This window comes from Microbacterium sp. HJ5 (assembly GCF_054824025.1).
In genome coordinates, this window is record NZ_JSYE01000019.1 from 49859 (window position 1) to 76595 (window position 26737).

The 26737-nt window shown below is 69.1% G+C and carries 28 protein-coding genes; 16 read left to right on the top strand and 12 right to left on the bottom strand.

Annotated features, from left to right (window positions below):
* Nucleotides 1-6: 6 nt before the first annotated feature.
* Genes hpaE through OB08_RS10335 form a run of 3 tightly spaced genes read right to left on the bottom strand, consistent with a single transcriptional unit; the run spans nt 7 to nt 3759 of the window.
* Nucleotides 7-1533: a 5-carboxymethyl-2-hydroxymuconate semialdehyde dehydrogenase gene (hpaE, locus tag OB08_RS10325; RefSeq protein ID WP_461474397.1), complete on the bottom strand. Its 1527-nt coding sequence runs from the start codon at nt 1531-1533 to the stop codon at nt 7-9.
* 52 nt (nt 1534-1585) lie between these two features.
* Complete coding sequence (locus OB08_RS10330) at nt 1586-2275, bottom strand: GntR family transcriptional regulator (protein ID WP_461474399.1); 690 nt, start codon at nt 2273-2275, stop codon at nt 1586-1588.
* Nucleotides 2272-3759, bottom strand: a complete 1488-nt coding sequence (locus OB08_RS10335; protein WP_461474559.1) for a fumarylacetoacetate hydrolase family protein — start codon at nt 3757-3759, stop codon at nt 2272-2274. The genes OB08_RS10330 and OB08_RS10335 overlap by 4 nt, the downstream gene beginning before the upstream one ends.
* Nucleotides 3760-3895: 136 nt before the next feature.
* Here OB08_RS10335 and OB08_RS10340 point away from each other — a divergent pair, with 136 nt between their 5' ends.
* Nucleotides 3896-5281 (top strand): MFS transporter, encoded by a 1386-nt coding sequence (locus tag OB08_RS10340; protein WP_461474401.1) that lies wholly within the window; start codon nt 3896-3898, stop codon nt 5279-5281.
* Nucleotides 5282-5373: 92 nt separating this feature from the next.
* On the opposite strand, the gene OB08_RS10345 is transcribed toward OB08_RS10340, so the two are convergent.
* A complete protein-coding gene (locus OB08_RS10345; protein WP_461474403.1) occupies nt 5374-5994 on the bottom strand; it encodes a TetR/AcrR family transcriptional regulator in 621 nt (206 codons plus the stop codon).
* Between the two features lie 93 nt (nt 5995-6087).
* On the opposite strand from OB08_RS10345, the gene OB08_RS10350 reads away from it, so the two are divergent.
* The 11 genes from OB08_RS10350 (at nt 6088) to OB08_RS10400 (ending at nt 16136) form a co-directional block, all read left to right on the top strand.
* Nucleotides 6088-7278 carry a thiolase family protein gene (locus OB08_RS10350; protein WP_461474405.1) on the top strand — a complete coding sequence of 397 codons (1191 nt, stop codon included), beginning with the start codon at nt 6088-6090 and terminating at the stop codon, nt 7276-7278.
* Complete coding sequence (locus tag OB08_RS10355; RefSeq protein ID WP_461474407.1) at nt 7271-8008, top strand: enoyl-CoA hydratase/isomerase family protein; 738 nt, start codon at nt 7271-7273, stop codon at nt 8006-8008. The genes OB08_RS10350 and OB08_RS10355 overlap by 8 nt, the downstream gene beginning before the upstream one ends.
* Nucleotides 8005-8865, top strand: a complete 861-nt coding sequence (locus tag OB08_RS10360) for a 3-hydroxyacyl-CoA dehydrogenase family protein (protein ID WP_461474409.1) — start codon at nt 8005-8007, stop codon at nt 8863-8865. Before OB08_RS10355 ends, OB08_RS10360 begins: the two co-directional genes overlap by 4 nt.
* Nucleotides 8865-10943: a phenylacetic acid degradation bifunctional protein PaaZ gene (paaZ, locus tag OB08_RS10365; protein ID WP_461474411.1), complete on the top strand. Its 2079-nt coding sequence runs from the start codon at nt 8865-8867 to the stop codon at nt 10941-10943. Before OB08_RS10360 ends, paaZ begins: the two co-directional genes overlap by 1 nt.
* Before the next feature lie 2 nt (nt 10944-10945).
* Nucleotides 10946-11473 carry a hydroxyphenylacetyl-CoA thioesterase PaaI gene (gene paaI, locus OB08_RS10370; RefSeq protein WP_461474413.1) on the top strand — a complete coding sequence of 176 codons (528 nt, stop codon included), beginning with the start codon at nt 10946-10948 and terminating at the stop codon, nt 11471-11473.
* A gap of 76 nt (nt 11474-11549) precedes the next feature.
* Entirely contained in the window at nt 11550-12530 is a 981-nt protein-coding gene (gene paaA, locus OB08_RS10375) for a 1,2-phenylacetyl-CoA epoxidase subunit PaaA (protein WP_461474415.1), read from the top strand.
* Nucleotides 12530-12835 (top strand): 1,2-phenylacetyl-CoA epoxidase subunit PaaB, encoded by a 306-nt coding sequence (gene paaB / locus OB08_RS10380; protein WP_461474417.1) that lies wholly within the window; start codon nt 12530-12532, stop codon nt 12833-12835. The genes paaA and paaB overlap by 1 nt, the downstream gene beginning before the upstream one ends.
* The gene (gene paaC / locus OB08_RS10385; protein ID WP_461474419.1) at nt 12832-13653 is read left to right on the top strand and encodes a 1,2-phenylacetyl-CoA epoxidase subunit PaaC; all 822 of its coding nucleotides are present in this window, start codon (nt 12832-12834) and stop codon (nt 13651-13653) included. Before paaB ends, paaC begins: the two co-directional genes overlap by 4 nt.
* Nucleotides 13647-14168 carry a 1,2-phenylacetyl-CoA epoxidase subunit PaaD gene (gene paaD, locus OB08_RS10390; RefSeq protein WP_461474421.1) on the top strand — a complete coding sequence of 174 codons (522 nt, stop codon included), beginning with the start codon at nt 13647-13649 and terminating at the stop codon, nt 14166-14168. Before paaC ends, paaD begins: the two co-directional genes overlap by 7 nt.
* Entirely contained in the window at nt 14168-15364 is a 1197-nt protein-coding gene (gene paaE / locus OB08_RS10395; protein WP_461474423.1) for a 1,2-phenylacetyl-CoA epoxidase subunit PaaE, read from the top strand. Before paaD ends, paaE begins: the two co-directional genes overlap by 1 nt.
* Nucleotides 15365-15374: 10 nt before the next feature.
* A complete protein-coding gene (locus tag OB08_RS10400; RefSeq protein ID WP_461474425.1) occupies nt 15375-16136 on the top strand; it encodes an enoyl-CoA hydratase/isomerase family protein in 762 nt (253 codons plus the stop codon).
* 308 nt (nt 16137-16444) lie between these two features.
* Here OB08_RS10400 and OB08_RS10405 read toward each other — a convergent pair whose 3' ends face one another.
* From OB08_RS10405 to OB08_RS10430, 6 genes are all read right to left on the bottom strand, one after another.
* A complete protein-coding gene (locus OB08_RS10405) occupies nt 16445-16846 on the bottom strand; it encodes a hypothetical protein (RefSeq protein ID WP_461474426.1) in 402 nt (133 codons plus the stop codon).
* 198 nt (nt 16847-17044) lie between these two features.
* Complete coding sequence (locus OB08_RS10410) at nt 17045-17356, bottom strand: pyrophosphatase (protein ID WP_461474428.1); 312 nt, start codon at nt 17354-17356, stop codon at nt 17045-17047.
* A 55-nt stretch (nt 17357-17411) separates the two neighbouring features.
* Entirely contained in the window at nt 17412-17645 is a 234-nt protein-coding gene (locus OB08_RS10415; protein WP_461474430.1) for a hypothetical protein, read from the bottom strand.
* Between the two features lie 162 nt (nt 17646-17807).
* The gene (locus tag OB08_RS10420; RefSeq protein ID WP_461474432.1) at nt 17808-18113 is read right to left on the bottom strand and encodes an NIPSNAP family protein; all 306 of its coding nucleotides are present in this window, start codon (nt 18111-18113) and stop codon (nt 17808-17810) included.
* Between the two features lie 201 nt (nt 18114-18314).
* Nucleotides 18315-18800 (bottom strand): GNAT family N-acetyltransferase, encoded by a 486-nt coding sequence (locus tag OB08_RS10425; RefSeq protein WP_461474434.1) that lies wholly within the window; start codon nt 18798-18800, stop codon nt 18315-18317.
* The gene (locus OB08_RS10430; protein ID WP_461474436.1) at nt 18797-19213 is read right to left on the bottom strand and encodes a rhodanese-like domain-containing protein; all 417 of its coding nucleotides are present in this window, start codon (nt 19211-19213) and stop codon (nt 18797-18799) included. Before OB08_RS10430 ends, OB08_RS10425 begins: the two co-directional genes overlap by 4 nt.
* Before the next feature lie 99 nt (nt 19214-19312).
* Between OB08_RS10430 and OB08_RS10435 the strand changes: the two genes are divergently transcribed.
* Complete coding sequence (locus OB08_RS10435) at nt 19313-19771, top strand: Lrp/AsnC family transcriptional regulator (RefSeq protein ID WP_461474438.1); 459 nt, start codon at nt 19313-19315, stop codon at nt 19769-19771.
* 810 nt (nt 19772-20581) lie between these two features.
* On the opposite strand, the gene OB08_RS10440 is transcribed toward OB08_RS10435, so the two are convergent.
* Nucleotides 20582-21253 carry a GAP family protein gene (locus tag OB08_RS10440; protein ID WP_461474439.1) on the bottom strand — a complete coding sequence of 224 codons (672 nt, stop codon included), beginning with the start codon at nt 21251-21253 and terminating at the stop codon, nt 20582-20584.
* An 8-nt stretch (nt 21254-21261) separates the two neighbouring features.
* On the bottom strand, nt 21262-23103 hold the full coding sequence (locus OB08_RS10445) for a SulP family inorganic anion transporter (RefSeq protein ID WP_461474441.1): 1842 nt from the start codon (nt 23101-23103) through the stop codon (nt 21262-21264).
* 110 nt (nt 23104-23213) lie between these two features.
* Between OB08_RS10445 and OB08_RS10450 the strand changes: the two genes are divergently transcribed.
* From OB08_RS10450 to OB08_RS10460, 3 genes are all read left to right on the top strand, one after another.
* Nucleotides 23214-25121, top strand: coding sequence for an alkyl/aryl-sulfatase (locus OB08_RS10450; RefSeq protein ID WP_461474443.1), 1908 nt, complete (start codon nt 23214-23216; stop codon nt 25119-25121).
* Nucleotides 25122-25229: 108 nt separating this feature from the next.
* Nucleotides 25230-25715 carry a tetratricopeptide repeat protein gene (locus OB08_RS10455; RefSeq protein ID WP_461474445.1) on the top strand — a complete coding sequence of 162 codons (486 nt, stop codon included), beginning with the start codon at nt 25230-25232 and terminating at the stop codon, nt 25713-25715.
* A gap of 285 nt (nt 25716-26000) precedes the next feature.
* Complete coding sequence (locus tag OB08_RS10460) at nt 26001-26717, top strand: hypothetical protein (RefSeq protein WP_461474447.1); 717 nt, start codon at nt 26001-26003, stop codon at nt 26715-26717.
* The last annotated feature ends 20 nt before the right edge of the window (nt 26718-26737 follow it).

Here is a 26737-nt window from a genome sequence, read left to right on the forward strand (position 1 = left end):
GCGGCCTCAGTGGCTCGCCGCTCCGCCCTTTCCGAAGGTGGGGTTGTGGGCGGGGCCGAGCGTGATGTGCACGGCCTGCTGGTCGGTGTAGAAGTCGATCGAGCGGTAGCCGCCCTCGTGGCCGAGGCCGGAGGCCTTGACGCCGCCGAACGGCGTGCGAAGATCGCGGACGTTGTTCGAGTTGAGCCACACCATGCCCGCCTCGATCGCCTGCGAGAAGTTGTGCGCGCGCTTGAGGTCGCTCGTCCACACGTAGGCGGCGAGGCCGTACTTCACGCCGTTGGCGAGGGCCAGCGCCTCTTCGTCGGTGTCGAAGGGCGTGATCGCCACGACCGGTCCGAAGATCTCCTCGTGGAAGATGCGGGCATCGGGGGCGACGTCGGCGAACACGGTCGGTGCGACGTAGTTGCCCGTCGGGAAGCCGTCGGGCCGGCCGCCGCCGGCCACCAGGCGCCCCTCGGTCTTGCCGATCTCGATGTAGCTCATGACCTTGTCGTAGTGCTCGGGGTGCACGAGCGCGCCGACCTCGGTCGCGGGGTCCTGCGGGTCGCCGACGACCACTCGCGACGCCTGGGCTGCGTAGCGCTCGACGAACTCGTCGTAGATCGGGCGCTCCACGAGGATGCGCGAACCCGCCGTGCAGCGCTCGCCGTTGAGCGAGAAGACGCCGAAGATCGTCGCGTCGATCGCCGCCTCGAGGTCGGCGTCGGCGAAGACGACGGCGGGCGACTTGCCGCCGAGCTCCATCGACAGGCCCTTCAGGAAGGGCGCCGCGTTGCCGAAGATGATCTGGCCGGTGCGGCTCTCGCCGGTGAACGAGATGAGCGGGACATCCGGATGCTTCACCAGGGCGTCGCCCGCGTCCTCGCCGAGTCCGTTGACGAGGTTGAAGACGCCCTGCGGGAGCCCCGCCTCCTCGAAGATGCCCGCCCACAGCGATGCCGACAGCGGCGTGAACTCGGCGGGCTTGAGCACGACCGTGTTGCCGGTCGCGAGTGCCGGGCCGAGCTTCCACGACTCGAGCATGAACGGCGTGTTCCACGGCGTGATGAGCCCGGCGACGCCGATCGGCTTGCGGTTGACGTAGTTCACCTGCCGGCCGGGCACCTTGAAGGCGTCGTCCGTCTGGGCGACGATCAGGTCGGCGAAGAACCGGAAGTTCTCGGCCGCGCGTCGCGCCTGGCCGAGCGCCTGCGTGATCGGGAGGCCCGAGTCGTACGACTCGAGCTCGGCGAGACGGGCGTCGCGCGACTCGACGATGTCGGCGATGCGGTGCAGAATGCGGGAGCGCTCGCGGGGAAGCATCCGGGGCCAGGGTCCGTCGGTGAACGCGCGCCGCGCGGCCGCGACGGCGCGGTCGATGTCGGCCTTCTTGCCGGCCGCCGCCTGCAGGTACGTCTCGTTCGTCACCGGGTCGAGCACGTCGAACGTGTCGCCGTCGATCGAGTCGACGAACTCGCCGTCGATGTAGTGGCGGATGTGATCGGGCAGATCGGCCGGGACGTGGCGCGTCGCGGTGGCGGTGTCGGTCATGCGGTGCTCCTTCGGAGGGGGTGTCGGGTGACGCGGGCGGCGGTGCCGGGCGTCAGAAAGCGGGGAGGCCGAGCGCCTCGTCGGGGTGCTCGTGGATCATGTACGCGTCGAGCGTGGCCGACCGGTGGCGCCGGGCGGCCTTCTCGATCTCGCCGAGCGGCGCGGAGTTCTCGATGAGCTGCAGGATGTTCTCGTGCTCGCGCACCGACTCCTGGGCGCGGCCGGGAACGAAGCTGAAGGTCGAGTCGCGCAGATGGCCGAGTCGGGCCCACTCGCCATGGACGAGGTCGAGCATGCGCGGGTTGGCGCACTTCTCGAACAGGGCGGCGTGGAACTCCTGGTTGAGCGCGGTGAACGCGCGAGGGTCGAAGTGCTCGAGCGTCTCGATCATCAGCTCGTTGATGCGCCGCGCGTTGCGGATGTCGTCGGCGGTGAGGCGTCGCGCCGCGAGCGCGGTGGCCGTGCCCTCGAGGATCGACAGCGCCTGCATGCTGTAGCGGTACTGCGAGTCGTCGACCATCGACACGCGGGCGCCGACGTTGCGCTCGAACGTCACGAGCCCCTCGGCCTCGAGCTGGCGGATCGCTTCGCGCACGGGGACGACGCTCATGTCGAGTTCGCCGGCGATCGATCCCAGCACCAGGCGATAGCCCGCCGAGAACTCCTGGTTGGCGATGCGCTCCTTGATCCAGCGGTAGGCCTGCTGGGACTTGCTCAGGGTGTCCGCCTCGGCCGGGGTCATCGCGCACCTCCCCTGCCGGCGTCGTAGCGGGCGCGCCAGCCGGCGTTCATCGGGAAGAGTCCATCGACGGGATGCCCCTCCGCCACGCGCTGGGCGATCCAGGCGTCCTCGTCCTCCTGCGCGAGCGCGGCGTCGACCACCTCCTCGACGAGCGACGGCGGGATGACGATCACGCCGTCGGCATCGCCCACGATGACGTCTCCGGGCTGGACGGTGGTGCCGCCGCATCCGATCGTCACATCGTGGTCCCACGGCACGTGCTTGCGCCCGAGAACCGCGGGGTGCGGGCCCGCCGTGTACACCGGGATGCCCACCGCGGTGACGGCATCCGCGTCGCGCACACCGCCGTCGGTCACGACGCCGGCCGCCCCGCGTGCGTGGGCGCGGATCGCGAGGATGTCGCCGAGGGTGCCCGAGCCGGTCTCGCCGCGCGCCTCGATGACGATGACCTCGCCCTCGCCCACCGCGTCGAACGTGCGCTTCTGCGCGTTGTAGCCGCCGCCGTGGCTCGCGAAGAGATCCTCCCGCAGCGGCACGAAGCGCAGCGTGCGCGCGGTGCCGACGAGCTTGACGGCGTGATGCAGCGGCCGCACGCCGTCGATCGTGACGTTGTCCAGGCCGCGCTTGCGCAGCTGCGCGCTGAGCCCGGCGACCGGCACGGCCTCCAGCTTCGCCCGCAGCTCGGGGGTCAGCGACGCGGATGCCTCGGCCGGAAGCCCCGCGGCCTCGCGCGAGCCCCACGCCTCGGCGCGCTGGAGGTCGTCGACGTCGGGGAGCGAGCCGAGCTCGGCGTCGAACGCGACCGCTCCCTGCACGACGGTGGTCACGAGCCTGCCGGACGACGGCCCGCCGGGCACGTCGACTTCGACCTCGACGACGTCTCCGGGCGCCGCGACCGACGACCCCGCGGGGGTGCCGGTGAGGATCACGTCGCCGGGCTCGAGGGTGAAGTGCTGCGAAAGGTCGGCGACGAGCTGTGCGAGCGGGAAGATCATGCCCGCAGAGGTGTCGTCCTGCACGACGGCGCCGTTGAGCCACGTCCGCACGCGGAGCGCCGCAGGGTCGACAGCGCGGGCGTCGATGAGGGACGGCCCGACCGGGGTGTAGCCGTCGCCGCCCTTCGACCGCACGTTCGATCCCTTGTCGTTCGCACGCAGGTCGTAGAGCCCGAAGTCATTGGCCGCCGTGACCCACCCGACGTGGTTCCACGCGTCGTCGAGCGAGACCCGCCGCGCGGCCCGGCCGATCACCAGCGCGATCTCACCCTCGAACGCGAGCAGCTCCGTGCCGGCGGGGCGCTCGATGGTGTCGCCCGAAGCGGCGACCGAGCTGGACGGCTTGAAGAAGTACGACGGATGCTGCGGCCGACGGCCGCGCTGGTCGGCGCGCGACCTGTAGCTGAGGTGGATGGCGATGATCTTGCCCGGACGGCCGGGCAGTGCCGCGAATCGGCGGTCGGAGCCGGGGGATGCGGCATCCGTCATCGTGTTCTCATCCATCAGGAGCGTCCTCACTCTTGCGTCGTATTCGAAATCGTATATGATCGTCGCACATCCGGCAACACCTCGCCTCAGCATTGCCGGTGACGAAGTCGTCAGCACAGACACAGGAGTCACGCACATGAGCACATCCCCTCCCGACGCGGGGTTCACGCCCACCGGGACCATCGCCAGCCCCGTCGATCGGCGTCGAGTCGTCTTCGCCACCGTGGTCGGAACCACCGTGGAGTGGTACGACTTCTTCATCTACGCCACGGCCGTCGGGCTCGTGTTCGGCCAGTTGTTCTTCGCGCCGCTCGGCGCGAACAGCGTGCTCGTCGGGTTCGCCACCGTCGGCATCAGCTTCCTCTTCCGTCCGCTCGGAGCCTTCCTCGCCGGTCATTTCGGCGACAAGTACGGCCGCAAGGTCGTGCTGATGTGGACGCTCATCCTGATGGGCGCGGCGACGGCGCTCATCGGCGTGCTGCCGACGTACGAGGCGATCGGGATCGCGGCGCCGATCCTGCTCGTGCTGCTGCGCATCCTGCAGGGCCTGTCGGCCGGCGGCGAGTGGGGCGGCGCGGTGCTGATGGCCGTCGAGCACGCGCCGAAGAAGCGCCGCGGCGCGTTCGGCGCCTCGCCGCAGATCGGCGTGCCGCTCGGCCTGCTTCTCGCGTCCGGCGTCATGGCGCTCATGGCGACGATCGCCCCCGGCGACGCCTTCCTCAAGTGGGGCTGGCGCGTGCCCTTCCTGCTGAGCGTCGTGCTGATCCTGGTGGGCTGGTACGTGCGCCGCCGCGTCGAGGAGAGCCCCGTCTTCACCGAGCTCGCCGAGCGCAAGGAGAAGGCGAAGACGCCGATCGTGCAGCTTTTCGCCAAGCACGGTCTGCTGGTCTTCATCGCGGCGCTCGTCTTCGCCGGCAACAACGCGGTCGGCTATATGACGACCGGCGGCTACATCCAGAACTACTCGACCAACCCCGAAGGACCGCTCGCGCTCGACCGCACGCCTGTGCTCTGGGCCGTGGCAGGATCGGCGGTCACCTGGCTGCTCTCGACGCTCGCCGCCGGGTTCCTCTCCGACCGCATCGGCCGCCGCACGACGTACATCATCGGCTGGATCCTCCAGCTCGCGGGCGTGTTCCTGCTCTTCCCGCTCGTCAACACCGGCGACATCGGCCTGCTCTTCCTCGGCCTCGCGGTGCTCACGATCGGACTCGGGTTCACGTACGGCCCGCAGGCGGCGCTGTACTCGGAGCTGTTCCCGGCATCCATCCGCTTCTCCGGCGTATCGATCTCGTACGCGATCGGCGCGATCCTCGGCGGCGCCTTCGCGCCGACCATCGCGACGTGGCTGGTGCAGCAGACGGGCACGACGACGTCGGTCACGTGGTACCTCGCCGGCATGACCGTCATCGGCCTCATCGCGACGCTGCTGCTGCGCGACCGCTCCGGCATCCCGCTCGGCCCCGACCACGAGGCCGAGCAGGCCGCGAGCCCCATCTACGGGGTGAAGTCGCCGGCCTGACTCCCGCGCGATCTGTACGGAATCGACCCTCGGCGCCCTGCCGGGGGTCGATTACGTACAGAGGGACAGGCCGGACAGGGGGACGCCGCGCCTCAGCGCGTGCGCATGCCGTCGAGCACGAGCGCCACGACGTCGTGCGCGAGGCGATCCGCGTCGACCGGGCCGCCGGGGCGGTACCACTCCACGAGCGAGTTGACCATGCCGAAGATCAGGCGGGTGGCGACGTGGCCGTCGATGTCGTCGCGCACGAGACCCGCCGCCTGGGCCTCCTCGACGAGCGCCGTGACGCGGTGGTCGAACGTGCGCCGGCGCTCGAGCGCGACGCGCTCCACGTCGCTGTTCCCGCGCACGCGCAGCAGGAGCGTGACGTACGGGAGGCGGTCGACGAGCACGCGCACGGCCCCGCACAGCACCGCATCGAGACGTTCGGCGGCCGAGCCGGTCGTTGCCGCAGGCTCGTCGAGCACGTCCTCGAGTCCGCCGAGGGCCTCGTCGAGTGCGAGCGAGAGCAGCTGCTCCTTCGAGTCGAAGTGGTGATAGAGCGCCGACTTCGTCAGCCCGAGGCGGCTCGCGAGGTCGGCGACCGACGTGGCGTCGTAGCCCTGCTCGTTGAACAGCGTGACGGCGATCTCGAGCACCTGCGCGCGGTCGTAGCCGGGCCGGCCGCGGCGCGGGGCGGCGCCGTTCGCGCGGCCGGTCTCGAGGGCGGACATGGCACCAGTGTGGCACGGGTGCTTGCAATACTGAACGATCGGTTAGGTATCCTGGATGTCGGGTCGCAGCGGTGCGGCCGCGGAAGGATGACGATGTCCGAGGCGTATCTGGTCGGAGGCGTGCGCACGCCTGTCGGCCGCTACGGCGGTGCCCTGGCCGGCGTCCGTCCCGACGACCTCGCGGCGCTCGTCGTGGGCGAGGCCGTCGCTCGCGCGGGTCTTCCCGCCGCAGCCGTCGAGGAGGTCATCCTCGGGGCGGCGAACCAGGCGGGCGAGGACAACCGCAACGTCGCCCGCATGGCCGCTCTGCTCGCCGGTCTGCCCGACGAGGTGCCCGGCTTCACGGTCAACCGCCTCTGCGCGTCCGGCATGACCGCGATCGCGCTCGCCGCCCAGGCGATCCGCGCCGGCGACGCCGACGCGATGGTCGCGGGCGGCGTCGAGTCGATGACCCGCGCCCCGTGGGTGCAGGCCAAGCCCGACCGGCCGTGGGGCAAGCCCGGCGACGCCTTCGACACGTCGATCGGCTGGCGCTTCGTCAATCCGCGCATGGCCGCACGTGACAAGGCCACGTTCTCGATGCCCGAGACGGCCGAGGAGGTGGCGCGCCTCGACGGGATCACGCGAGCGGATGCCGACGCCTTCGCCCTCCGCAGCCATGAGCGCGCGATCGCCGCGATCGCCGCGGGACGCTTCGCCGACGAGATCATGGCGGTGCCGACCCGCACCGGCGACGTGGCCATCGACGAAGGACCCCGCCGCGACACGTCGCTCGAGGTGCTCGCGAAGCTGCGCCCGGTCGTCGCCGGCGGCGAGGTCGTCACGGCGGGCAACGCGAGCTCGCTCAACGACGGTGCGTCGGCGATCGTCGTGGCGTCGGCCGCCGCGGTCGAGCGCCACGACCTGCGCCCGCGCGCCCGTATCGTCGCGTCGGCGACGGCCGCGCTCGCCCCCGAGATCATGGGCCTCGGACCTGTTCCGGCGACCGAGAAGGCTCTCGCCAAGGCGGGGCTCACCGTCGCCGACCTCGGCGCCGTCGAGCTCAACGAGGCGTTCGCCTCGCAGTCGCTGGCGTCGATGCGCCGGCTGGGCCTCGACCCTGAGATCGTCAACGCCGACGGCGGCGCGATCGCGCTCGGCCACCCGCTCGGCTCGAGCGGAAGCCGGCTGCTCGTGACGCTGCTCGGCCGCATGGAGCGCGAGGGCGTCCGGTACGGGCTCGCGACGATGTGCGTCGGCGTGGGGCAGGGCACCGCGATGATCGTGGAGCGGACGGATGCCTGAGCCGCTGCGCATCGAGAGCACGGACGACCGCGTGGTGGCGACGCTGACGCGCCCCGACGTGCGCAACGCGATCGACCAGGCGATGATCGACCGGCTGCACGACCTGTGCGCCGACCTCGAGGAGACCCCGCGCACGCTGATCCTCATCGGCGCGGACGGCGTGTTCGCGTCGGGCGCCGACATCGCCCAGCTGCGCGACCGCCGCGCCGACGATGCCCGCCGCGGCATCAACACGCGGGCGTTCCAGCGCCTGCGCGCCCTGCCCATGCCGGTGATCGCCGCGATCGACGGCTACGCCCTCGGCGGCGGGGCCGAACTGGCGTACGCGGCCGACCTGCGCATCGGCACGCCGCGCCTGAAGATCGGCAACCCCGAGACGGGCCTCGGCATCATCGCCGCCGCCGGCGCGACCTGGCGGCTGCCGCAGATCGTGGGCGACGCGCGCGCGGCCGAACTGCTGCTGACGGGGCGCATCCTCGACGCCGACGAGGCGCTCGCGTGGGGTCTCGTCTCGTCGCTCCACGAGCCCGACGACCTCCTCGCCGCCGCGCACGCGCTCGCCGACCGCATCGCCGCGAACGACCCCCTCGCGACGCGTCACACCAAGACCGCGCTGGGCGCCGCGCCTGACGCGCACCCGGGCATCGAGCTCGAGCTGCAGGCCGAGCTCTTCGAAAGCCCTGAGAAGAAGCGCCGCATGACCGCCTTCCTCGAGAGGCGGAAGCGATGAGCGCGCCGGCCGTGCCGTCGCGCGTCGGCGTGATCGGCGGAGGTCGCATGGGCGCGGGCATCGCGCACGCCTTCGCGCTCGCGGGCGCCGAGGTGGTGGTCGTCGAGCGCGACGCCGACGCGGCGGGCGCGGCATCCGCTCGCGTTCTCGACAGCCTGCGTCGCAGCGTCGACCGCGGCACGACCTCGCGCCCGTTCGACGAGCTCGCTGCCGGCGTCGAGACGGCGACGGATGCCGCGGCCCTGGCCGGCTGCGGACTCGTGATCGAAGCCGTGCCCGAGGACCGCGCGCTCAAGGTCGACGCGCTCACCCGGGCCGAGCTCGTGCTCGGCGACGACGCTGCCCTCGCCACCAACACGTCCTCGATCTCGATCGACGACCTCGCGACCGCGCTGGAGCGCCCCTCGCGGTTCCTGGGCCTGCACTTCTTCAACCCCGTGCCGGCGTCGCTGCTCGTCGAGATCGTCGTGGGCGAGGCATCCGATCCTGAGCTCGTCGACGACGCGCGCGCCTGGGTGTCGGCGATCGGCAAGACGCCGGTCGTGGTGCGCGACGCCCCCGGGTTCGCGTCGAGCCGCCTCGGCGTCGCGCTCGGCCTCGAGGCGATCCGGATGCTCGAGGAGGGGGTGGCGACCGCCGCCGACATCGACGCTGCGATGGAGCTGGGCTACCGGCACCCGATGGGCCCGCTGCGGACGACCGACATCGTCGGCCTCGACGTGCGCCTGGGCATCGCCGAAGAGCTGCACGCGCGACTGGGCGACCGGTTCGCGCCGCCCGAACTGCTGCGACGCATGGTCGCCGACGGACACCTCGGCCGCAAGACCGGCCGCGGCTTCTACGAATGGAGCGAGTGATGACGGAGATCCTTCCCAGCTACGTGCGCGGCGCGTGGTGGACCCCGGCGGATGCCTCGTCCGCCGTCGCGGTCGCCGACGCGTCGACCGGTGAGACGGTCGCCCGGATCAGCACGGAGGGTCTCGACCTGGCCGCCGTGATGGACTTCGCGCGGACGACCGGGCAGCGGAGCCTCGGCGAACTGACGTTCCACCAGCGGGCGCTGCTGCTCAAGCAGTTCGCGATCGCGCTGACCGAGCGCAAGCAGGACCTGTACGACCTGTCCAAGCGCGCCGGCGCCACCGAGCGCGACTCGCTCAACGACGTCGACGGCGGCATCGGCGTGCTCTTCACGTACTCGTCGAAGGGCCGCCGCGAGCTCCCGAACGGTCAGGTGTACCTCGACGGTCCGGTCGAGCCGCTGTCGAAGGACGGCTCATTCCTCGGGCGGCATGTGTACACGCGCCTTCCCGGTGTGGCCGTGCAGATCAACGCGTTCAACTTCCCGATGTGGGGCGCTCTGGAGAAATTCGCGCCGGCGTTCCTCGCTGGCGTGCCGAGCGTCGTGAAGCCCGCGACGCCCACGGCGTACGTCGCTGAGGCCTGGGTGCGGATTCTCGTCGACACGGGCCTGCTGCCCGACGGCTCGCTCCAGCTGATCAGCGGCAGCGTGCCCGGGCTGTTCGACCACCTGCGCCTCGGCGACCTCGTCGGCTTCACGGGCAGCGCGTCCACCGCAGACCGCCTGCGCGCGCATGAGAGCGTGCAGACCGGCGGTGTGCGCTTCACCAATGAGACCGACTCGATCAACGCGAGCGTTCTCGGGCCCGACGCGGTCGTCGGTACCCCGGAGTTCGATGCGTTCGTGAAGCAGCTCATGGTCGAGCTGACGACCAAGGCCGGGCAGAAGTGCACGGCGATCCGCCGCGCGATCGTGCCCGAGGGGTCGGTCGACGACCTCGTCGAGGCGGTGCGCGCGAAGATCGCCGAGCGTGTGGTGCTCGGCGACCCGCACGCGCCGTCGGTCACGATGGGGCCGCTCGTGTCGACGGCGCAGCGCGACGAGGTGCTCCGCGCCGTCGCAGCCCTCGAGACGGCGGGCGGTCGTGTCGTGCTCGGGTCGACCGAGGCGCCCGACGTCGTGCGCGCCGACGGCTCGACCGGCCCGGCGCCCGACGGCGCGTTCATCGCTCCTCTGCTGATCGGGTTCGCGGATGCCTCGGCCGACGCCGTCCACGAGGTCGAGGCCTTCGGGCCCGTCGCGAGCGTCCTGGCCTATCGCACCGTCGACGAGGCGGCCGACCTCGTCGCGCGCGGCGGCGGCTCGCTCGTCACGTCGGTCGCCACGAACGACCCCGCGGTCGCCACGACGCTGCTCTCGCGCATCGCGCCGTACAACGGGCGCCTGCTGTTCCTCGACCGCGCCGACGCGCGCACCTCGACGGGGCACGGAGCACCCGTGCCCCACCTTGTCCACGGCGGACCCGGGCGCGCCGGCGGCGGCGAGGAGCTCGGCGGCATCCGCGCCGTGCTGCACCACATGCAGCGGACCGCGGTGCAGGGCTCGCCCGAGATGCTCACCGCCCTCACCGGTGTGTGGCATCAGGGTGCGGCATCCCGCTCCGACCGCCATCCGTTCCGCAAGTCGCTCGCCGAGCTCGCCATCGGCGACCAGCTCGCGTCGCCGTCGCGCGTCGTCACCCTCGACGACATCGAGACGTTCGCGAACTTCACCGGCGACCTCTTCTACGCGCACATGGACGAGGACGCCGCCGCGGCGAACCCGTTCTTCCCGGGCCGTGTCGCGCACGGCTACCTGCTCGTGTCGTGGGCCGCGGGTCTGTTCGTCGACCCCGAGCCGGGTCCGGTGCTCGCCAACTACGGCCTCGAGAACCTGCGCTTCGTCACGCCGGTGTCACCCGGCGACGAGATCCGGGTCGTACTCACCGCGAAGCAGATCACGCCGCGCGAGACCGACGAGTACGGCGAGGTGCGGTGGGATGCCGTGATCTACAACCAGTCCGACGAGATCGTCGCGACCTACGACGTGCTGACGCTGGTCGCCAAGGAGCCGGCGCCCGAGCCGGCGGAGGTGTGACGATGACGGATGCGGCGCCCCCGGACGACCCGGAACGGCCGCCCACCATCACGCCGCCCACCCCGGTGCACGCCGAGGAGGATCACTCGCACGACGTGCCGCGCCCCGACCCGGCGGCGTGGTTCGCGGGGGAGCGGGAGATGCTGCGGCGCGACAACGCCTCGGCGGCGCTGGGGATGGTCGTCGAGCGCGACGAGCCGGGAGAGGCCGTGGTGTCGATGCGCGTGCGCGACGACATGCTCAACGGCTTCGCGATCACCCACGGCGGGCTCGTGTTCACGCTCGCCGACACGGCCTTCGCGATCGCGTGCAACGAGGACGACGGGGTGACCGTGGCCGCCGGCGCCGACATCGCGTTCCTCGCCGCGACGCGGGTGGGTCAGACGCTCACCGCGCATGCGCGCCGCCGCGCGCTCGTCGGCCGCGCCGGGCTGTACGACGTCACGATCACCGACGAGACCGGGGCGCTCGTCGCCGAGTTCCGCGGCCGCTCGCTGACCACGCGCCGGTCCGCACCAGGGGACGGCTGAGCCGACGCTCGGTTGTGGGCGCAGCATCCCGGAGCTAAACTTACTGAACGAACGGTCTGTAATTGAGGAGTCGACGATGACCACCGCACCCGACCTGACCGTGGTCGACGCAGACGAGGCGGCCGCGCAGGCATCTTTCGACGCGCTGATCGCCGCGGAGCAGCGCATCGAGCCCCGCGACTGGATGCCCGAGGCCTACCGCAAGACGCTCATCCGGCAGATCTCGCAGCACGCGCATTCCGAGATCATCGGCATGCAGCCCGAGGGCAACTGGATCACGCGCGCGCCGAGCCTCAAGCGCAAAGCGATCCTCCTGGCGAAGGTGCAGGACGAGGCGGGCCACGGGCTGTACCTCTACTCCGCCGCGCAGACGCTCGGCATCACGCGCGATGAGATGACGCAGCAGCTCATCGACGGCAAGGCCAAGTACTCGTCCATCTTCAACTACCCGACCCCGTCGTGGGCCGACATGGGCGCCATCGGCTGGCTGGTCGACGGCGCCGCGATCTGCAACCAGGTGCCCCTGTGCCGCGCCTCGTACGGCCCCTACGGGCGGGCGATGGTGCGCATCTGCAAAGAGGAGTCCTTCCACCAGCGGCAGGGCTTCGAGATCCTCCTCGCGCTCATGCAGGGCACCGAGGCGCAGCGCGAGATGGCGCAGGAGGCCGTGAACCGCTGGTACTGGCCGAGCCTCATGATGTTCGGCCCGCCCGACGACGAGTCGCCCAACTCGGCGCAGTCGATGGCGTGGAAGATCAAGCGCTTCTCGAACGATGAGCTGCGGCAGCGATTCATCGGGATGCTGGTGCCCCAGGCCGAGGTGCTGAGCGTGACCCTCCCCGACCCCGAGCTGCGCTGGGACGAAGAGGCGCAGCGCTGGCACACCAGCGAGATCGACTGGACGGAGTTCCACGAGGTGCTCCGCGGCCGAGGCCCGATGAACGCCGAGCGGCTGCGCAACCGCCGCAACGCGCACGAAGACGGCGCGTGGGTGCGTGAGGCCGCCGCCGAGTACGCCCGCAAGCAGGCCGCCCGCGCCGAAGGGAAGGTGGCGTGATGGCTACTCCGGGATTCTCCGAGCGCGAGACCTGGCCGCTGTGGGAGGTGTTCGTGCGCGCGTCGCGCGGCCTCAGCCACGTGCACGCCGGGTCGCTGCACGCACCCGACGCCGAGCTCGCCCTCCGCAATGCGCGCGACCTCTACACGCGGCGCGGCGAGGGCACGTCGGTGTGGGTCGTGCCCGCCGACGCCATCACGACGAGCGACGCTGATTCGAAGGGCGCGTTCTTCGAGAGCCCCGCGGGCAAGAACTACCGGCACGCGGTGTACTACACGGCGTCCGAGGGGGTGCCGCACCTGTGAGCGCCGACCTTCACGGCGACGTCACCGTCGACCGCATCGAGCTCTCCGCCGAGCTCGCCGGCGAGGAAGGCCGGGCCGAGACCGCCGAGGTGGCGGAGTACGCGCTGCGCCTCGGCGACGACGCGCTGATCCTGTCGCAGCAGCTCGGCGCATGGATCGCCCGTGCGCCGGAACTGGAAGAGGACGTCGCGCTCGGCAACATCGCCCTCGACCTGCTCGGCCACGCCCGGTCGTTCCTGCGGTACGCGGGCACGTTCGACGGCCGCACCGAGGACGACCTCGCGTACTGGCGCGACGAGCGGGAGTTCCGCTGCGCATGGCTGTTCGAGCAGCCGAACGGCGACTTCGCCCAGACGATCGCGCGCCAGTTCGCGGCATCCGTCTACCAGTTCGAGCTGTATACGGCGCTCGCCGCGTCGACCGACCCGACCCTCGCCGCGATCGCCGCGAAGGCCGTGAAAGAGGTCGAGTACCACCGCGACCACGCCGTGCAGTGGACGCTGCGTCTCGCCGGAGGAACCGACGATTCGCGCACCCGCATGATCCGCGCCGTCGGCGACGTGTGGCCGTACGTCGACGAGCTCTTCCGCGACGATGCGCTGATCGACGCCCTCGGCGACGTCGCGGTGCGGCCGTCCTCGCTGCGACCGGCGTTCGACGCCGTCGTCGCAGCGGTGTTCGCCGAGGCGGAGCTCGAGGTGCCCGCGGGTTTCGTGAGCGCCGGCGGCGGACGCGAGGGACGTCACTTCTCGACGCTGGGCTACGTCCTCGCCGAGATGCAGGTGCTCGCGCGGCAGCATCCGGGGGCGACATGGTGACGCTCGCCGACCTGCAGAACCGCGATGCGGTGGCGGATGCCGCGGCCCGCGCCTGGCGCATCGCCGCGGCCGTGCCTGATCCCGAGGTGCCGGTGCTGACGATCGAAGACCTCGGCGTGCTGCGCGACGTCTCGGTCGACGGCGACCGTGTCGCCGTGACCATCACCCCCACGTACTCCGGATGCCCGGCGATGGACACGATCGCCGACGACGTCGTGCTCGCGCTCACCGACGCCGGCTTCGGCGAGGTCGACGTGAAGCTCACGCTCGCACCGGCGTGGACCACCGACTGGATGAGCGACGCCGGCAAGGCGAAGCTGAGTGAGTACGGGATCGCGCCGCCGACAGGGCGTGCCCCGGTCGCCGGGCCGATCCGCCTGCAGCTCGCTGTGAAGTGCCCGCGGTGCGGGTCGCTCGACACGCGGGAGGTCGCGCGCTTCGCGTCGACGTCGTGCAAGGCGCTCTACGAGTGCCGCGCGTGCCTCGAGCCCTTCGACCACTTCAAGGTGCATTGATGGCCGCCGAGAACCTCGGGGCGCGCGAGCGCGAGCGCATCGCGGAGGCCCTGCTCACGAGCGCGGTCGGCGGACCGCGCGGGGCCAAGCGGCGCGCACGGTTCCACACCCTGCGGGTCGCCGCGGTGCGGCCGCTCACCGACGCGTCGATTGAGGTGACGTTCGCAATCCCCGAGCAGGCGCGGGGCGACTTCGACTACCTCGCGGGTCAGCACGTCGCGCTGCGGACGACGCTCGACGGCCATGAGGTGCGCCGCTCCTATTCCCTGTGCCGCGCGGTCGACGCGGGCGGCGACGGCGACGGCCCGCTCACCATCAGCGTCGCCATCAAGCGCGATCAGGGCGGCCGGTTCTCGACATGGGCGCAGACCGAGCTGAAGGCCGGCGACGAGCTCGACGTCATGAGCCCGCAGGGCACGTTCACGTCGACGCTCGCCGACCTCGACGGCGCGCATGTCGCCGGCATCGCGGCCGGCTCGGGCATCACGCCGCTCATGGCGCTGGCCGCGACCGTGCTCGCGCGCTCCGAGACGTCGCGGTTCACGCTCGTCTACACGAACCGCTCGACCACCGACGTCATGTTCCTCGAGGACCTCGCCGACCTGAAGGACCGCTACCCGTCGCGGCTCGCGCTGCACCATGTGCTCTCGCGCGAGCAGCGCGCGGCGCCGCTGCTGTCGGGCCGCATCGACGAGGAGCGGCTGCGTCGCATCCTCGACGCGCTCGTCCTTCCCGACACCGTCGACGAATGGTTCCTCTGCGGGCCGTTCGAACTGGTGCAGCTGTGCCGCGACACCCTCGCCGACATCGGGGTCGCACCGGAGCACGTGCGGTACGAGCTCTTCACCACAGGGGAGGGCGGGCGCGTCGAGGCGCCGTCCGGACGCCCGGTGGAGGTGAAGGCCGACGAGCCCGTGCACCGCATCGAGGTGACGCTCGACGGTCAGTCGGCGACGGTCGACAGCCCGGTCGCGGCTCACGAGTCGATCCTGAACGCCGCGCTGCGTGTGCGGCCCGACGCGCCGTTCGCGTGCGCGGGCGGGGTGTGCGGCACGTGCCGCGCGCTGCTGCGCGAGGGGTCGGTCGCGATGACCGAGAACTACGCGCTCGAACCCGACGAGCTCGAGCGCGGCTATATCCTGACCTGCCAGTCACACCCCACGACCGACCGTGTCGTGGTCGACTACGACGTCTGAGAGGCCCCTCGTGATCAAGTCCACTGTGGACGGCGCCGTCGCCGAGATCGTCCTCGACGCGCCCGAGAAGCTCAACGCCCTGTCGCTCGAGGCGATCAGCGAATTGGATGCCGCGTACGCCGAGGCCGAGGCGGCCGGCGTGCGTGCCCTGGTGCTGCGGGGCGAGGGCCGCGCGTTCTGCGCGGGGCGCGACATCGCGGGAGTCGACCCGGCGACCGATGACGTGCTCGGATACCTCGGCGCCGTCGAGTCGCTCATGCGCCGCATGGCCGCGTTCCCCGCGCCGACGTTCGCCGCGGTGCAAGGGGCGTGCCTCGGTGTGGGGCTCGGTCTCGCGATCGCGACCGACGTCGTCTACGTCGCGAAGACGGCCAAGGTGGGGTCGCCCTTCGCCAACATCGGGGCGATGCTCGACTCCGGCGGGCACGCGCTGCTCTACGAGCGGGTCGGCGCCCACCGCGCGCTCGACCTCATCTACACGGGTGAGCTGCTCAGCGGGACCGAGGCGGTCGAGGCCGGCTTGTTCAGCCGGGCCTTCGCCGCCGACGAGCTGCTCGACTTCACGCGCGAGCGCGCGGCGAAGGTCGCCGCCGGGCCGACGCAGGCGTTCCTCGCGTCGAAGCGCCTGATCGACCGCCTGCGCGACGAGGCGCTGTGGCGCGTCGTCGCCGAGGAGAACCGCGCGCAGGCGGAGCTGCGCGACACCGCCGACTACCGCGAGGGCTTCGCCGCGTTCCAGGAGAAGCGCACGCCGGGGTTCACCGGGTCCTGACCTCGTCTCGCTGCGCGCGCGGGGAGTGCGGTTGCAGCCGTTCGGGTTATGCAACTTCCGCTGGGAACCGCGTTACCGGTGTCGTGACTATTGGGTCGTCCTCTGGGTGAGCGTTCACGGTCCGCTGAGTGTGCAGCGGGCCGCTCGGGGCAAACGGGCATCGCGCCGCTGTCGGCGGGGGAGCGGAGCGCAGCGGAGCCCCGTCGCGCGGTGGCGCCGGTAGCGGACCGGCTTGCGGACGGGGGCTGCTCAGCCGCCACGGCGGCCAGCCGGATTCCCGCCACGACAACTAAATGGTTGCCACGAACTCATTGGTTGCCACGAAAGACGGATCTGAAGCGCTGCCAGAGCGTCGGCGATCGTTGCCTGCGGTTCTCCTCCTCGACCGCGGCAAGCCGCATTTCCTCGACGTGCCGAGCCACCTCTTTGTCATGCTCATCGCGATCGACCGAGACGCTGCCGATCAGAATGAAGAACACGCCGAACAGTCCGACGCCGAAGCAGATCCACACAACGACCGCGAAAGCCGTTGCCAGTTCGCCCAGTTGCACACCGATGACGCTGATGACAAGCCCCACGAGCGCGGCTCCCATCGTGATCTCGATCAGGTTGTCGAAGATCCTCTGTCCCCGCACGATGGCGCGAATCACACGCCGATGCTCGATGGCTATCGTGACCATGAGCAGCGGGAACACCGCGGACAATGCCATGGCTGTTTCTTGACGCACGCGCCTCTCCGGATCTCGCTCACTGCCGACACTTCACGCCGAGTCTTCCGGCGCCGTCGAGATCTTGCATTCGCGGCGCGCTGGCTCTGTGGAGATCGGGGTCGAGCTGGCGGTGCACATCGGGCTTTCGCATGTCCAAGCGGCCCGCAGATCGACCGTAAACCGCGCACCCAGGTCCTGTCAGCGCGTCGCGTTCCAAGCGAGCCACTTCTTCTGCACCGCCGCGGTGAGGTCGGCACCAAAGCGTTCTGCGATCAGTAGGACGTGGGCCAGCGTGTCAGCGAGTTCGGATTGAAAGTCATGCTCGATTTCGTCTGCGGTTCGGTCTCTGTTCCGCGTCTGTCCCGTGCGCGCCAAGTATGCCTTCGTCAGCTCCCCGACCTCCTCATTGAGTTTGAGAATGAGCCAGTCATCGGTGCGGTCCACGTCGAATCGCTCCGCATATAGGGCGGATACCGCCTCGACCTCATGTTGCATGATGGCGACTTCCATAGAGCGAGCCTGGCAGACTCACAGGACTGCTGCATGGATGGGTGACAGATTCTCGTCACGCCGCGAGAGCGGCTGGCAACTTCATAATGGCTTCGAGCTCGACCGGGGTGAAACGGCCCAGACGGGGCCGTCGGCGGCGTCGGTGGTAGCTCCGCTCGAGCCTGGTCGCGATCGCGATCTGCAGCCCCTCACGCGTCAGTAAGGAGCGGCAGTTGAACCCGTTCTTCTGCAGCAGGCCGAAGAATGACTCCATCGCGGCGTCGTCACCCGCGGCGACGACACTGCCCATAGATCCGACCCATCAGGTGATGGGTGATCCCGCGAAGGAACTTCCGGCTACGAAACTGGCAGCCTCTATCGGTGTGGATCACGCAGCCGGCAACGTTCTCTATCCGTGCAGCAGCCGAGACTGCCGCGCGCTGGTAGGCCTTCTTCCCGGCGTGTGCGCTCGCTAGGAGAACATCGGCGAGAGGAACCGGCGCTCGTAACGACGGATGCACATTGTGGTCCGCGCGAGCTCAAACGCCTGCTGACACTCCGGATCCGTCTTCGATGCGTTCCGGTAGACCTCATACTCGGCCAGCGATGGGAAGGTGAACAACGCGAACGCTTCGTCGTTGTCGCCTTCGCTGGGAAGGAAGTAGCCGTGGTGGGTGCCGCCGAGCTTGTTGACAAGACGGATCCAGGCGCGGCCGTATCCGGTGAAGTCATCGAGCTTGTCGGGATCTATCTCATAGCGAAGATGAACAGTGATCATCGAGGTTCCATTTGTCGAGGCGGACCGAGAGTCGTCGTCGGTATAGAGCGATGGTGGGACCGTGGCCCCGGGCTCGCGAAGGTCGACGTAGAAGGCTCGGAACGTGGCAAACCCGGAAGTCGCCAGTGTACGGAGGACTCCCTGACGGCCGCGCTCTGACGCTTCGGGCGACCCTCGTCACAACGAGGGCCGCCCGTTGCCTCATGCCATGTCGCGACCTCCGTGCGCCCGATCGCGTATGTCGAGCGTGAATCGTTGCTTGGAGGAGCGCTGCGCGCCGAGACGTTCGTAGAACGCGGTCGCGCGTTCATTCCATGACGGTGTCTGCCATTGCAAGTGGTCGAGGCCTCGGACCAGTGCTCGTTCGAAGACCGCATCGAAGAGCCGGCGGCCGACACCTGCGCCGCGCGCCGTTTCGTCGACAAAGAGGCAGTCGAGGTGGCCGAATCGCTCACCCGTCCAGGTCGCCACATCCGAGGTCAGGGTCGCGTACCCCACTGGTCGCCCTTCGGCGGTCGCGACGAACATGTCGAGATCGCCGCAGGCGATGAGACCGGCGACCCGAGCGCCCCAGTCGTCCGGGATCCGCGTGTCGCTGCGCTCGTACCGGGCATGCGCGATCGCGAGGCGCCGCACCGGGATACATTCCGCTTCGGTCTCGACCCGGACGACGCCGATCGAGTTCACGCGGCCACGGGCGCGGTCAGCGGGTCCGGGTCGCGTCGGGACCGGCCGGCGTCCGAGACGATCGCGAGTCCTTCTCTTGCCCAGTACTCGAACCCGCCGATCAGCTCCTTGACGTTCGTGTACCCGAGCTCGGCGAGCGTGAGCGCACCGCGTGTGCTGCCGTTGCATCCCGGACCCCAGCAGTACACGACGATGGCCGCGTCCTTCTCAGGAGCGATGTCTTTGGCGCGGGTCCGAAGCTCGGAATTCGGCACGTGGACAGCGCCCGGAATCCGCCCTTGCTGCCACGCGACGTCGTTCCGCACGTCGATCACCAGCGGCGCGCTGCCGCTTGATCGATCGGCGGCGAGGTCGGAGGGGTCGGTTTCGAAGGAGAGCTTGGCGGCGAAGAAATCTGCAGCGGAGAAGGTCATATTCACCCTTCAATGAAATCGCGGCTGCCCACGGTCGGGAAGACACATCCAGCGGCATCGGGGACGTTTTGCCGCTGAAGCGACGCTAGATTGGGAGGTATGTCGATGATTCCTCAGGCAGCACTGGACACCACCGACGAGGCCATCATCCGGCATTTGCAACTCGACGGCCGGATGAGTGTCGCGCAGCTCGCGCGAGCAGTAAACCTGTCCGCCAGCGCAACCTCCGAGCGGCTGCGCCGTTTAACCGATGCCGGAATCATCACCGGCTACTCCATCACCGTCGACCCCGAAGCCCTCGGCTACACCGTGACCGCGTTCGTTCGTTTGGCCTATCCCTCAGGCAACTACAAGCCATTCCATGACCTCGTCGACGGCACCCCGGAGATCATCGAAGCCCACCACGTCACTGGCGCCGACTGCTTCATCATCAAGGTCCTCGCCCGATCCATGCGCGACCTCGAACGCATCACCGGCCGACTGGCGACCCTCGGCGGCATCACCACCAACGTCGTCTACTCCAGCCCCGTACCATCCCGCCACATCACACCTGCCTAGGGGTCGCGTCTGACTACTCGTGCGACCTCTGTGCATTCTCCCTGCGCCAATCCAGCCAAGGGAGCTCGGTGATGTCGCGCTACCACCGCTCCGTCCGCCGCCCGCCCCACCGGCTGGCCCGTTACCTGGTCGGGCATCAGCGGCGAGCATCACACGCTTGCGCATGCCGATCGCTCTCGCTCGGACCGCGCGGGAGGACCTCGTCCGAGCACCGGCGTTCGCGTGCCCCGAAATCGGAGCCGACCGCGTGTCCCGATAGCGGCGTGCGCGATGCGAGGTCACCGACGGCATGGCGATCGCGGTCACCTTGAGCGCGTCACCCTGTTGTCCCTCGGCTTCACGCGCGCGGCACCCCGCGGCGCGCAGTGTTTCCGGTGAGACACCGACGACGCTTCCGCCGCGCCTGGGCGGTACACCGAACGCCCAAGTGCTGGACCCTCAGCCCCGTCTCCTCCCTCAGCAACGCCGTCTACCTGAACACCCTCGACACGGGGGAATACAAGATCATCGGCGTCGACTGGGAGACCGGACCGCAGATCACGCAGCTCGACATGCCCGACACGTACGCACTGAACACTGCAGGCCAATTCGTGTTCGCCCTCGACGAGCACACACTAGTCAGCTCAGGCTCGTTCGGACCCGTGCTCGTCGCCCGCTCGTTAGTTCACAGCCCGGCCCGGCCGGCACCGCCCCGGCCGAAGCCCTCGGCGCCGGCCGTTGGCAGGTGCGACGCGCATCACGCTCGACCACGCCGTGAGGCAACTCGTATCGCGGAGACTGTCGCCGACCGTCGCTCGCGGTGGTTTCTGGTCAGAAGCTTCCGATGCCTTTTCCGATGAGGACGACGCCGATGACGAGCAGGAGTACGGCCATGATGACGGCGTTCTCCTTTTCGAGCCACCCTCGGAGAGCATCCAGCGGCGTGCGCAGTCTGTTGGCCGCGAGGAGGTAGCCGATGACGGGGACGAGGACGGTGGAGGCGGCGATGGCGGTGAAGATGGCGATCACGAGGATGATCGATCCGAGGTCGAGGTCGGCGGTCCCGATGTCGACTCCAGCGCCGGCCGCCATGAGGAGGTTTTTCGGGTTGACTGCAGACAGCAGGAACCCCAGGCCGATCGCGACCGGGAAGGTGATCTTGTCGATCGCGGCCATCCACTTCGGCATCGTTGGAGACTGACCAGCCCGGGGCCGGCCGCGCCACTGTCGCAGCGCCAGCAGCAGTAGCAGCGCGCCGAGGACGATCCGGACGACTCCCTGTATGGGGCGTGCGGCATCGGGGGCTGATGAGGGGATAACCGAAGCGAGCACCGTGAAGACGGTGACGGCGATGATGATCCCGCCGATCCATCCCAGCAGGAATCCGATGCTGGTGACGCGTGCTCGTGGTGAGAGCAGCATGAGGATCGCGGCGATGATCGGGATCGGACTGACAGCGATCCCGAGAGCGAGGGGCAGGACGGCTCCGAAGGTGTTGTTCACGGGTCTCCTCAGACGCTGCGGTTGGTGATGTTGTCAGACTGCGCGTGGCGTTTCGAGTGAGGTGGATCGTCGAGGTGCGTAGCGAGTCCGAACCGGTGGCGGAGTTTGTCAGTCCAGCGCTCTCGCGGGGTGAGCGCCGCGATTGCATCGCGGTTGGTGGGATATACGGGGGCATCCCGGATGATGCCGAAGTGTCGTAGCCGGGGCAGCGCGCCGGATCGTACCCGGCTGAACGACAGACGGATGTGGTGCTGATCCAGCCAGTCGCGGAGCCCGTCGAAGGCCTCTGCGGCGGTGACGTCCACGTCAGTCACCGCCTCCATGTCGATGACGACATGCCGGACTGCGGGCTGACCGACGGACGTGACCGCCTTTTTCACTGACTCGGTGAAGATCGTGCCGTTGGCGAAGAACAGCGGTGCGGCCATGCGGACCACGATGATGCCGGGCGCGGTCACCGCGCCCGCGGGGGCCTCGTCGAGGAGCGAATCGGCCGGGTTGTCGTTTCGTGCCAGAACGTCGATGGCGGGGTTGGCGGCGCGTTTGGCAAGATTGACGAGCGCGAGCACGAACGCGACCAGGATTCCGGGGATTGAGCCGATCAGCAGGGTCACGAGGAAGCACACCGCGGCGATCCAGAACTCGAATCGATCGAGCCGCCAGAGGGCGACGAAGTCGCGGATGCCGAGCAGGGGCAGGATGGCGACGGCGACGATGGCGCCGATGGCCGGAGAGGGGATGTCGGCCAGCAGGGCGGTGCCGAAGAGCAGCAGCAGCAGAGTGCCGCCGGCGAGGATGAGGGATGGTAGTTGCGTGCGGGATCCAGCCTGGTCCATCGCGGCCGTGCGGCTGGTGGACGAGCCTACCGAGAAGCTCGCCGATGCCCCGGCCGCGATGTTCGCGACCCCGAAGGCCAGCAAATCCCGGTTCGGGCTGGTCGGATAGTGCCGTTTGTCGGCGTACGAGCGGGCGACGAGAAGCCCTTCGGCGACGGTGACCATGGTGATCGCGATCGCCGACGGGACCAGCGCCAGCCACTCCGCCCATGAGATCACGGGCCAGGTGAGCGTCGGCGGACCGGCCGGCACCTCCCCGAGTACATTGACCCCAGCCTGATCCGCCCGGGTGGACACTACGACGACGGTGGCGATCACGAGCACGATGAGGGCCCATGGCACCGCGGGCAGCAGACGCCGACCGATGAGGAGGACGGCGACGGATGCTGCCGCGATCGCCACCGACCAGCCGTTGACGGTTCCCAGCCCTGCGACCAGTTGTCCGGTCTTCTCGATGAACTCGGCGCCGCTGTCGATGTGGACGCCAAGCATTTTCGCCAACTGCGACACGAGGATGCCCAGTGCGAGCCCGCCGACAAACCCGACGAGGATCGGCTTGGAGAGGAAGTTCGCGAGGAAGCCGAGCTTGAACACGGCGAGCGCGGCGAACAGGACGCCGCAGATCACCGCCTGGGCCATCGCCAATGTGGCGTAGTTCGCGGAACCAGCGACCGCGAGTCCCCCGACCGATGACGCGACCAGCGCGGCGGCGGCGGCATCCGGGGACCCAACGACCTGCCGCGAGGAAACCACCAACGCATACAGGATCGTCGGGACGACCAGAGCGTATAAGCCGGCCGTCGCCGGGAGACCCGCGATCTGCGCGTACCCGATGTTCAAAGGGATCGCTATCGCAATAAGTGTCACGCCCGCGAGAAGCTCGCGCGCGAGGTTGCGTCGATGCAGTCCCGCGAGAGGTTTCTGCACACCCACTCCTTCACCGTCGGCGCTTCCCCTGGTACACCGAGCCCCCAACGCTAGCGGCGCCGACTCCGTGATCGCCACAACAAGCACGCGTCGATTCAATTCACCAGAAACCTATTGCGACACACTAAGGCCGCCAGTCAAGATGCAAGCGGCGGCCAGCGAGCTGTTGGTGACCATGAATATTCTGAGAGGTTCTGATGGCGATCGATCCCAAGCCCGCTACAGCCGCGACCACCGACCTGAATGCGAAGGCCCGCGAGCGTTACGCGATGGACGACGTCGCGGATTTCACCACGGCCAGGAGGGGACTGATTGCGCCGCTGCCGAACGGCAAGGTCGTCGCCGAGAACGGGTCGATCGCGTTCGACGTCGCCCGATTCGGCTTTCTCGAGGGCGACGGACCCGCCCCCGAGAGCGTCAATCCGAGCCTGTGGCGGCAGTCGCAGCTGATCTACCAGCCCGGTCTCTACGAGGTGACCGACCGCATCCACCAAGTCCGCAACCACGACATCGGCAACCTCACCATCGTCGAAGGCGACGAGGGCCTGATCATTATCGACTGCACGACCGGCATCGAGCCTGCCGCGGCCGGGCTTGCCCTGTACCGCCAGCACGTGGCCGACAAGCCGGTGATCGCGGTGATCTACACCCACACCCACATCGATCACTACGGCGGTGTGAAGGGCGTCGTCGACGAGGCGGACGTCGCCGCCGGGAAGGTCCCGATCATCGCCCCGGGCACCATCGCGTCGTTCGACAAGTACGCCATCGGCGAGAACGTGATCGCGGGCAACGCGATGAGCCGGCGTGCGTCGTACGCATTCGGGAACCTGATCGACAGCGGCCCCCTCGCCATGATCACCAACGGCATCGCATCCATCGGCGGGCACAACATCACCGTCTCGTACCTGTCACCCACGGACCCGATCACCCGCACCGGCGAGACCCGCACCCTCGGCGGCCTCACCTTCGAGTTCCTCTATGCCCCGGATACCGAGGCGCCCGAGGAGATGCACATCTGGATTCCCGAACTGAAAGCGCTCACCTGCGCCGAGAACGCGAACCACTCGCTGCACAACATCCAGACCCTCCGCGGAGCCCGCACTCGCGACGCCCGCAACTTCGCCCGGTACCTCGATGAGACTCTCGTCCGGTGGGGCGACGAGGTCGAGGTGCATTACGGCCCGCACACCTGGCCGGTGTGGGGCAACGCCGAGGTAGTCGAGTTCCTCGAATCGCAGCGCGACACCTACAAGTACATCCACGACCAGGCACTGCGCCTCGCCAACCAGGGCTACACGCCGTTGGAGGCAGCTGAGGTCGTAGAGCTCCCCGAGGCGCTCGGTCGGCGTTGGTTCAACCGCGGCTACCACGGCACCTTGCACCACGATGTCCGTGCGGTGTTCACGAAGGAACTGGGGATGTGGGACGGCGACCCCGTGTCTTTGCACCCCCACACCCCGGAGGCGTCCGCCAAACGGCTGGTCGCGATGGTCGGGCGCGACGCGATCATCGCCGAGGGCAACCGTGCCATCGCCGCCGCCGACTACCGGTGGGCAGCGCAGATCCTCCACAACCTCGTGTTCGCCGACCCCGACGACACCGAAGGACGTGAATTGCAAGCCGACGCCTACGAACAGCTCGGCTACCAGGCTGAGGGGCCGCAGTGGCGCGGCATCTACCTCACCGCCGCGAAGGAGTTGCGCGACGGGATCGTCCCGGCCCGGTTCGCCACCGCAAGCCCCGACACCATCCTGGCCATGCCGCTCGACATCCTCTTCGACTTCGCCGCCGTGCACATCAACGGAGACAGGGCCGCCGATGCGGACGTACGCATCGACTTCACCTTCACCGACGCCGGCGAAACATGGAACATGTGGGTGCGCAACGGAGTGCTCAACGCCCGCGCAGGCGTGTCAGCGAAGGCCGAACTCGCCGTCACCGGAACCAAAGGCGACCTCGTCGGCGTACTGCTCAAGCCAGCCGCCGCAACCCAGCTCGCAGCAGCCGGTCGCGTCGTCCTCGACGGCGACGCGACCGCGCTGGATCGCCTCGGCGCGCTCCTGGACGACTTCGACCCCGACTTCGCTATCGTCACGCCCTGAGGCCCCACCGGTCGCCAGCTCCCACCCGACCGCGCGGCGTACGCCGCGAGACCACCATCGGCGCCCGATCCGTCATCGACTGGCGGCGCATGTAGATAGCGTTGACAGGTGAGCGATGATTCAGACTGGACTGCCCGCATCGACGCCTTCTGGACGACATTCGACGAGACCGACTGTCCCCGGATGCTCGCGGACATGCGCGCCCTCGTCGACGAGCGCCCTGCCGGAGACGCGGCTGCACTCGCAGAATGGGGTGGCGTCCACGACGCGCTCGGCCTCGAGGAAGAAGCCGTTAATCCTTACCGTGACGCACTCGCTGCGGGCCTCGATCCCGTTGACGAGCACCAGGTCACGCTCCAGTTGGCCAGCACCCTCCGCAACCTCGGTGATCACGATGAGTCCATCCGTCTCCTCGAGGAGCTCGACGCACCGGAGTTGGGCGACGCTCCCGCCGCATTCCTCGCCCTCGCGCTTCACAGCGCCGGCCGCGCCGATGAAGCCTTACAGACTGCCCTCGCCGCGCTCGCACCCCACCTACCCCGGTACAACCGCGCCCTCGCCGCATACGCTGCCGACCTCACACGCCGTAGCTGAGTCGCAACCAACGCCCGTATGGGGACCGGTATTCGCGCCGCGGCTCGCCGATGACGGCGTCGTTCTTGCGGCAATGCCAGGCCTCGCGTCCGCCGTCTAGCAGCGCGCGCTGGGATCAGCTCGCGCTGCCGGGTCGCCATGGCTCAGGGGGAAGGCACCAGCGAAAGTCGGTGTAGCCCGCACGGAGCCGTCGCAGCACTCGGGGGTTCGATTCGCCAAGGGTCAGGGGGCGTCTGCAAGGTCGAAACTGCGGTTGTCCGGAATGCACGCCACTAGATTCGTCTCATGGCCAAGGCTAATTCCAACCGACCACGGGTCGTCGTGAAGGGCGGGCAAAGCTACAAGATCATCACTCGCCACGGCAAGTCGATCGCGATTCCGATGAAGGGTGACTCGGAGGCGAAGGGAGCTATCCGCGACAGAACTACCGGGCGAATGGTGCCGGTGGCTATGCCGGTCGGATCTCAACGCGCGCCCCAGATAGTCGGGTTTCAGGGGAGTATCTATCTTGATACCGAGGACGCGTTCATGGCCGTTGATGCTCTGATCGCATTCGAGCGTTTCCTTCGAGACGCCGGCACCGAGCGTCTCGAGTGGATCGATGTGAGGCCCGGATCCGTTCTCGTCAAGTTCCAGCAATGGGCAAAGCGGATTGCAGACAAGCGGAAAGTGAGGCTGCTGGCGACCCAACTCCTTGGCGCCGGTGAAGCATGGGCGGCAGAACGTCCGCAAGCCGAGAACACTGCCATGCACGCCAAGTCAGCGGCCGACCTTGCGGAAAAGACGAAGCACATGAAGTCTTTCTCGTTCGACTCCGGTCCATTGCAGTATGTGCAATGGACGGACGACAACGGTGAAACGCATGGCCGCGCGCGCGTCCTTGGATCGAAGCAGGTCGCGTCAAACCGGTTGAGTGAGGAGATTCTGAGCGACCCCAAGCAGATGTTTGAGCTCCTCGAAGGCAAGGATGGCGTGATAGAGGCGCCGCAAGACGAGAGGTAAGTAGCTACTTGAATCGTGAA

Coding starts and splice junctions, on each gene's coding strand:
- OB08_RS10350 (WP_461474405.1), top strand. CDS start 6,088: ATGTCCGAGGCGTATCTGGTCGGAGGCGTGCGCACGCCTGTCGGCCGC.
- OB08_RS10330 (WP_461474399.1), bottom strand. CDS start 2,275: ATGACCCCGGCCGAGGCGGACACCCTGAGCAAGTCCCAGCAGGCCTAC.
- paaI (WP_461474413.1), top strand. CDS start 10,946: ATGACGGATGCGGCGCCCCCGGACGACCCGGAACGGCCGCCCACCATC.
- OB08_RS10460 (WP_461474447.1), top strand. CDS start 26,001: ATGGCCAAGGCTAATTCCAACCGACCACGGGTCGTCGTGAAGGGCGGG.
- OB08_RS10435 (WP_461474438.1), top strand. CDS start 19,313: ATGTCGATGATTCCTCAGGCAGCACTGGACACCACCGACGAGGCCATC.
- OB08_RS10355 (WP_461474407.1), top strand. CDS start 7,271: ATGCCTGAGCCGCTGCGCATCGAGAGCACGGACGACCGCGTGGTGGCG.
- OB08_RS10420 (WP_461474432.1), bottom strand. CDS start 18,113: ATGATCACTGTTCATCTTCGCTATGAGATAGATCCCGACAAGCTCGAT.
- OB08_RS10410 (WP_461474428.1), bottom strand. CDS start 17,356: ATGGAAGTCGCCATCATGCAACATGAGGTCGAGGCGGTATCCGCCCTA.
- paaD (WP_461474421.1), top strand. CDS start 13,647: ATGGTGACGCTCGCCGACCTGCAGAACCGCGATGCGGTGGCGGATGCC.
- paaZ (WP_461474411.1), top strand. CDS start 8,865: ATGACGGAGATCCTTCCCAGCTACGTGCGCGGCGCGTGGTGGACCCCG.
- OB08_RS10450 (WP_461474443.1), top strand. CDS start 23,214: ATGGCGATCGATCCCAAGCCCGCTACAGCCGCGACCACCGACCTGAAT.
- OB08_RS10405 (WP_461474426.1), bottom strand. CDS start 16,846: ATGGCATTGTCCGCGGTGTTCCCGCTGCTCATGGTCACGATAGCCATC.
- paaA (WP_461474415.1), top strand. CDS start 11,550: ATGACCACCGCACCCGACCTGACCGTGGTCGACGCAGACGAGGCGGCC.
- OB08_RS10345 (WP_461474403.1), bottom strand. CDS start 5,994: ATGTCCGCCCTCGAGACCGGCCGCGCGAACGGCGCCGCCCCGCGCCGC.
- OB08_RS10415 (WP_461474430.1), bottom strand. CDS start 17,645: ATGGGCAGTGTCGTCGCCGCGGGTGACGACGCCGCGATGGAGTCATTC.
- OB08_RS10340 (WP_461474401.1), top strand. CDS start 3,896: ATGAGCACATCCCCTCCCGACGCGGGGTTCACGCCCACCGGGACCATC.
- hpaE (WP_461474397.1), bottom strand. CDS start 1,533: ATGACCGACACCGCCACCGCGACGCGCCACGTCCCGGCCGATCTGCCC.
- OB08_RS10335 (WP_461474559.1), bottom strand. CDS start 3,759: ATGACGGATGCCGCATCCCCCGGCTCCGACCGCCGATTCGCGGCACTG.
- OB08_RS10430 (WP_461474436.1), bottom strand. CDS start 19,213: ATGACCTTCTCCGCTGCAGATTTCTTCGCCGCCAAGCTCTCCTTCGAA.
- paaE (WP_461474423.1), top strand. CDS start 14,168: ATGGCCGCCGAGAACCTCGGGGCGCGCGAGCGCGAGCGCATCGCGGAG.
- OB08_RS10360 (WP_461474409.1), top strand. CDS start 8,005: ATGAGCGCGCCGGCCGTGCCGTCGCGCGTCGGCGTGATCGGCGGAGGT.
- paaB (WP_461474417.1), top strand. CDS start 12,530: ATGGCTACTCCGGGATTCTCCGAGCGCGAGACCTGGCCGCTGTGGGAG.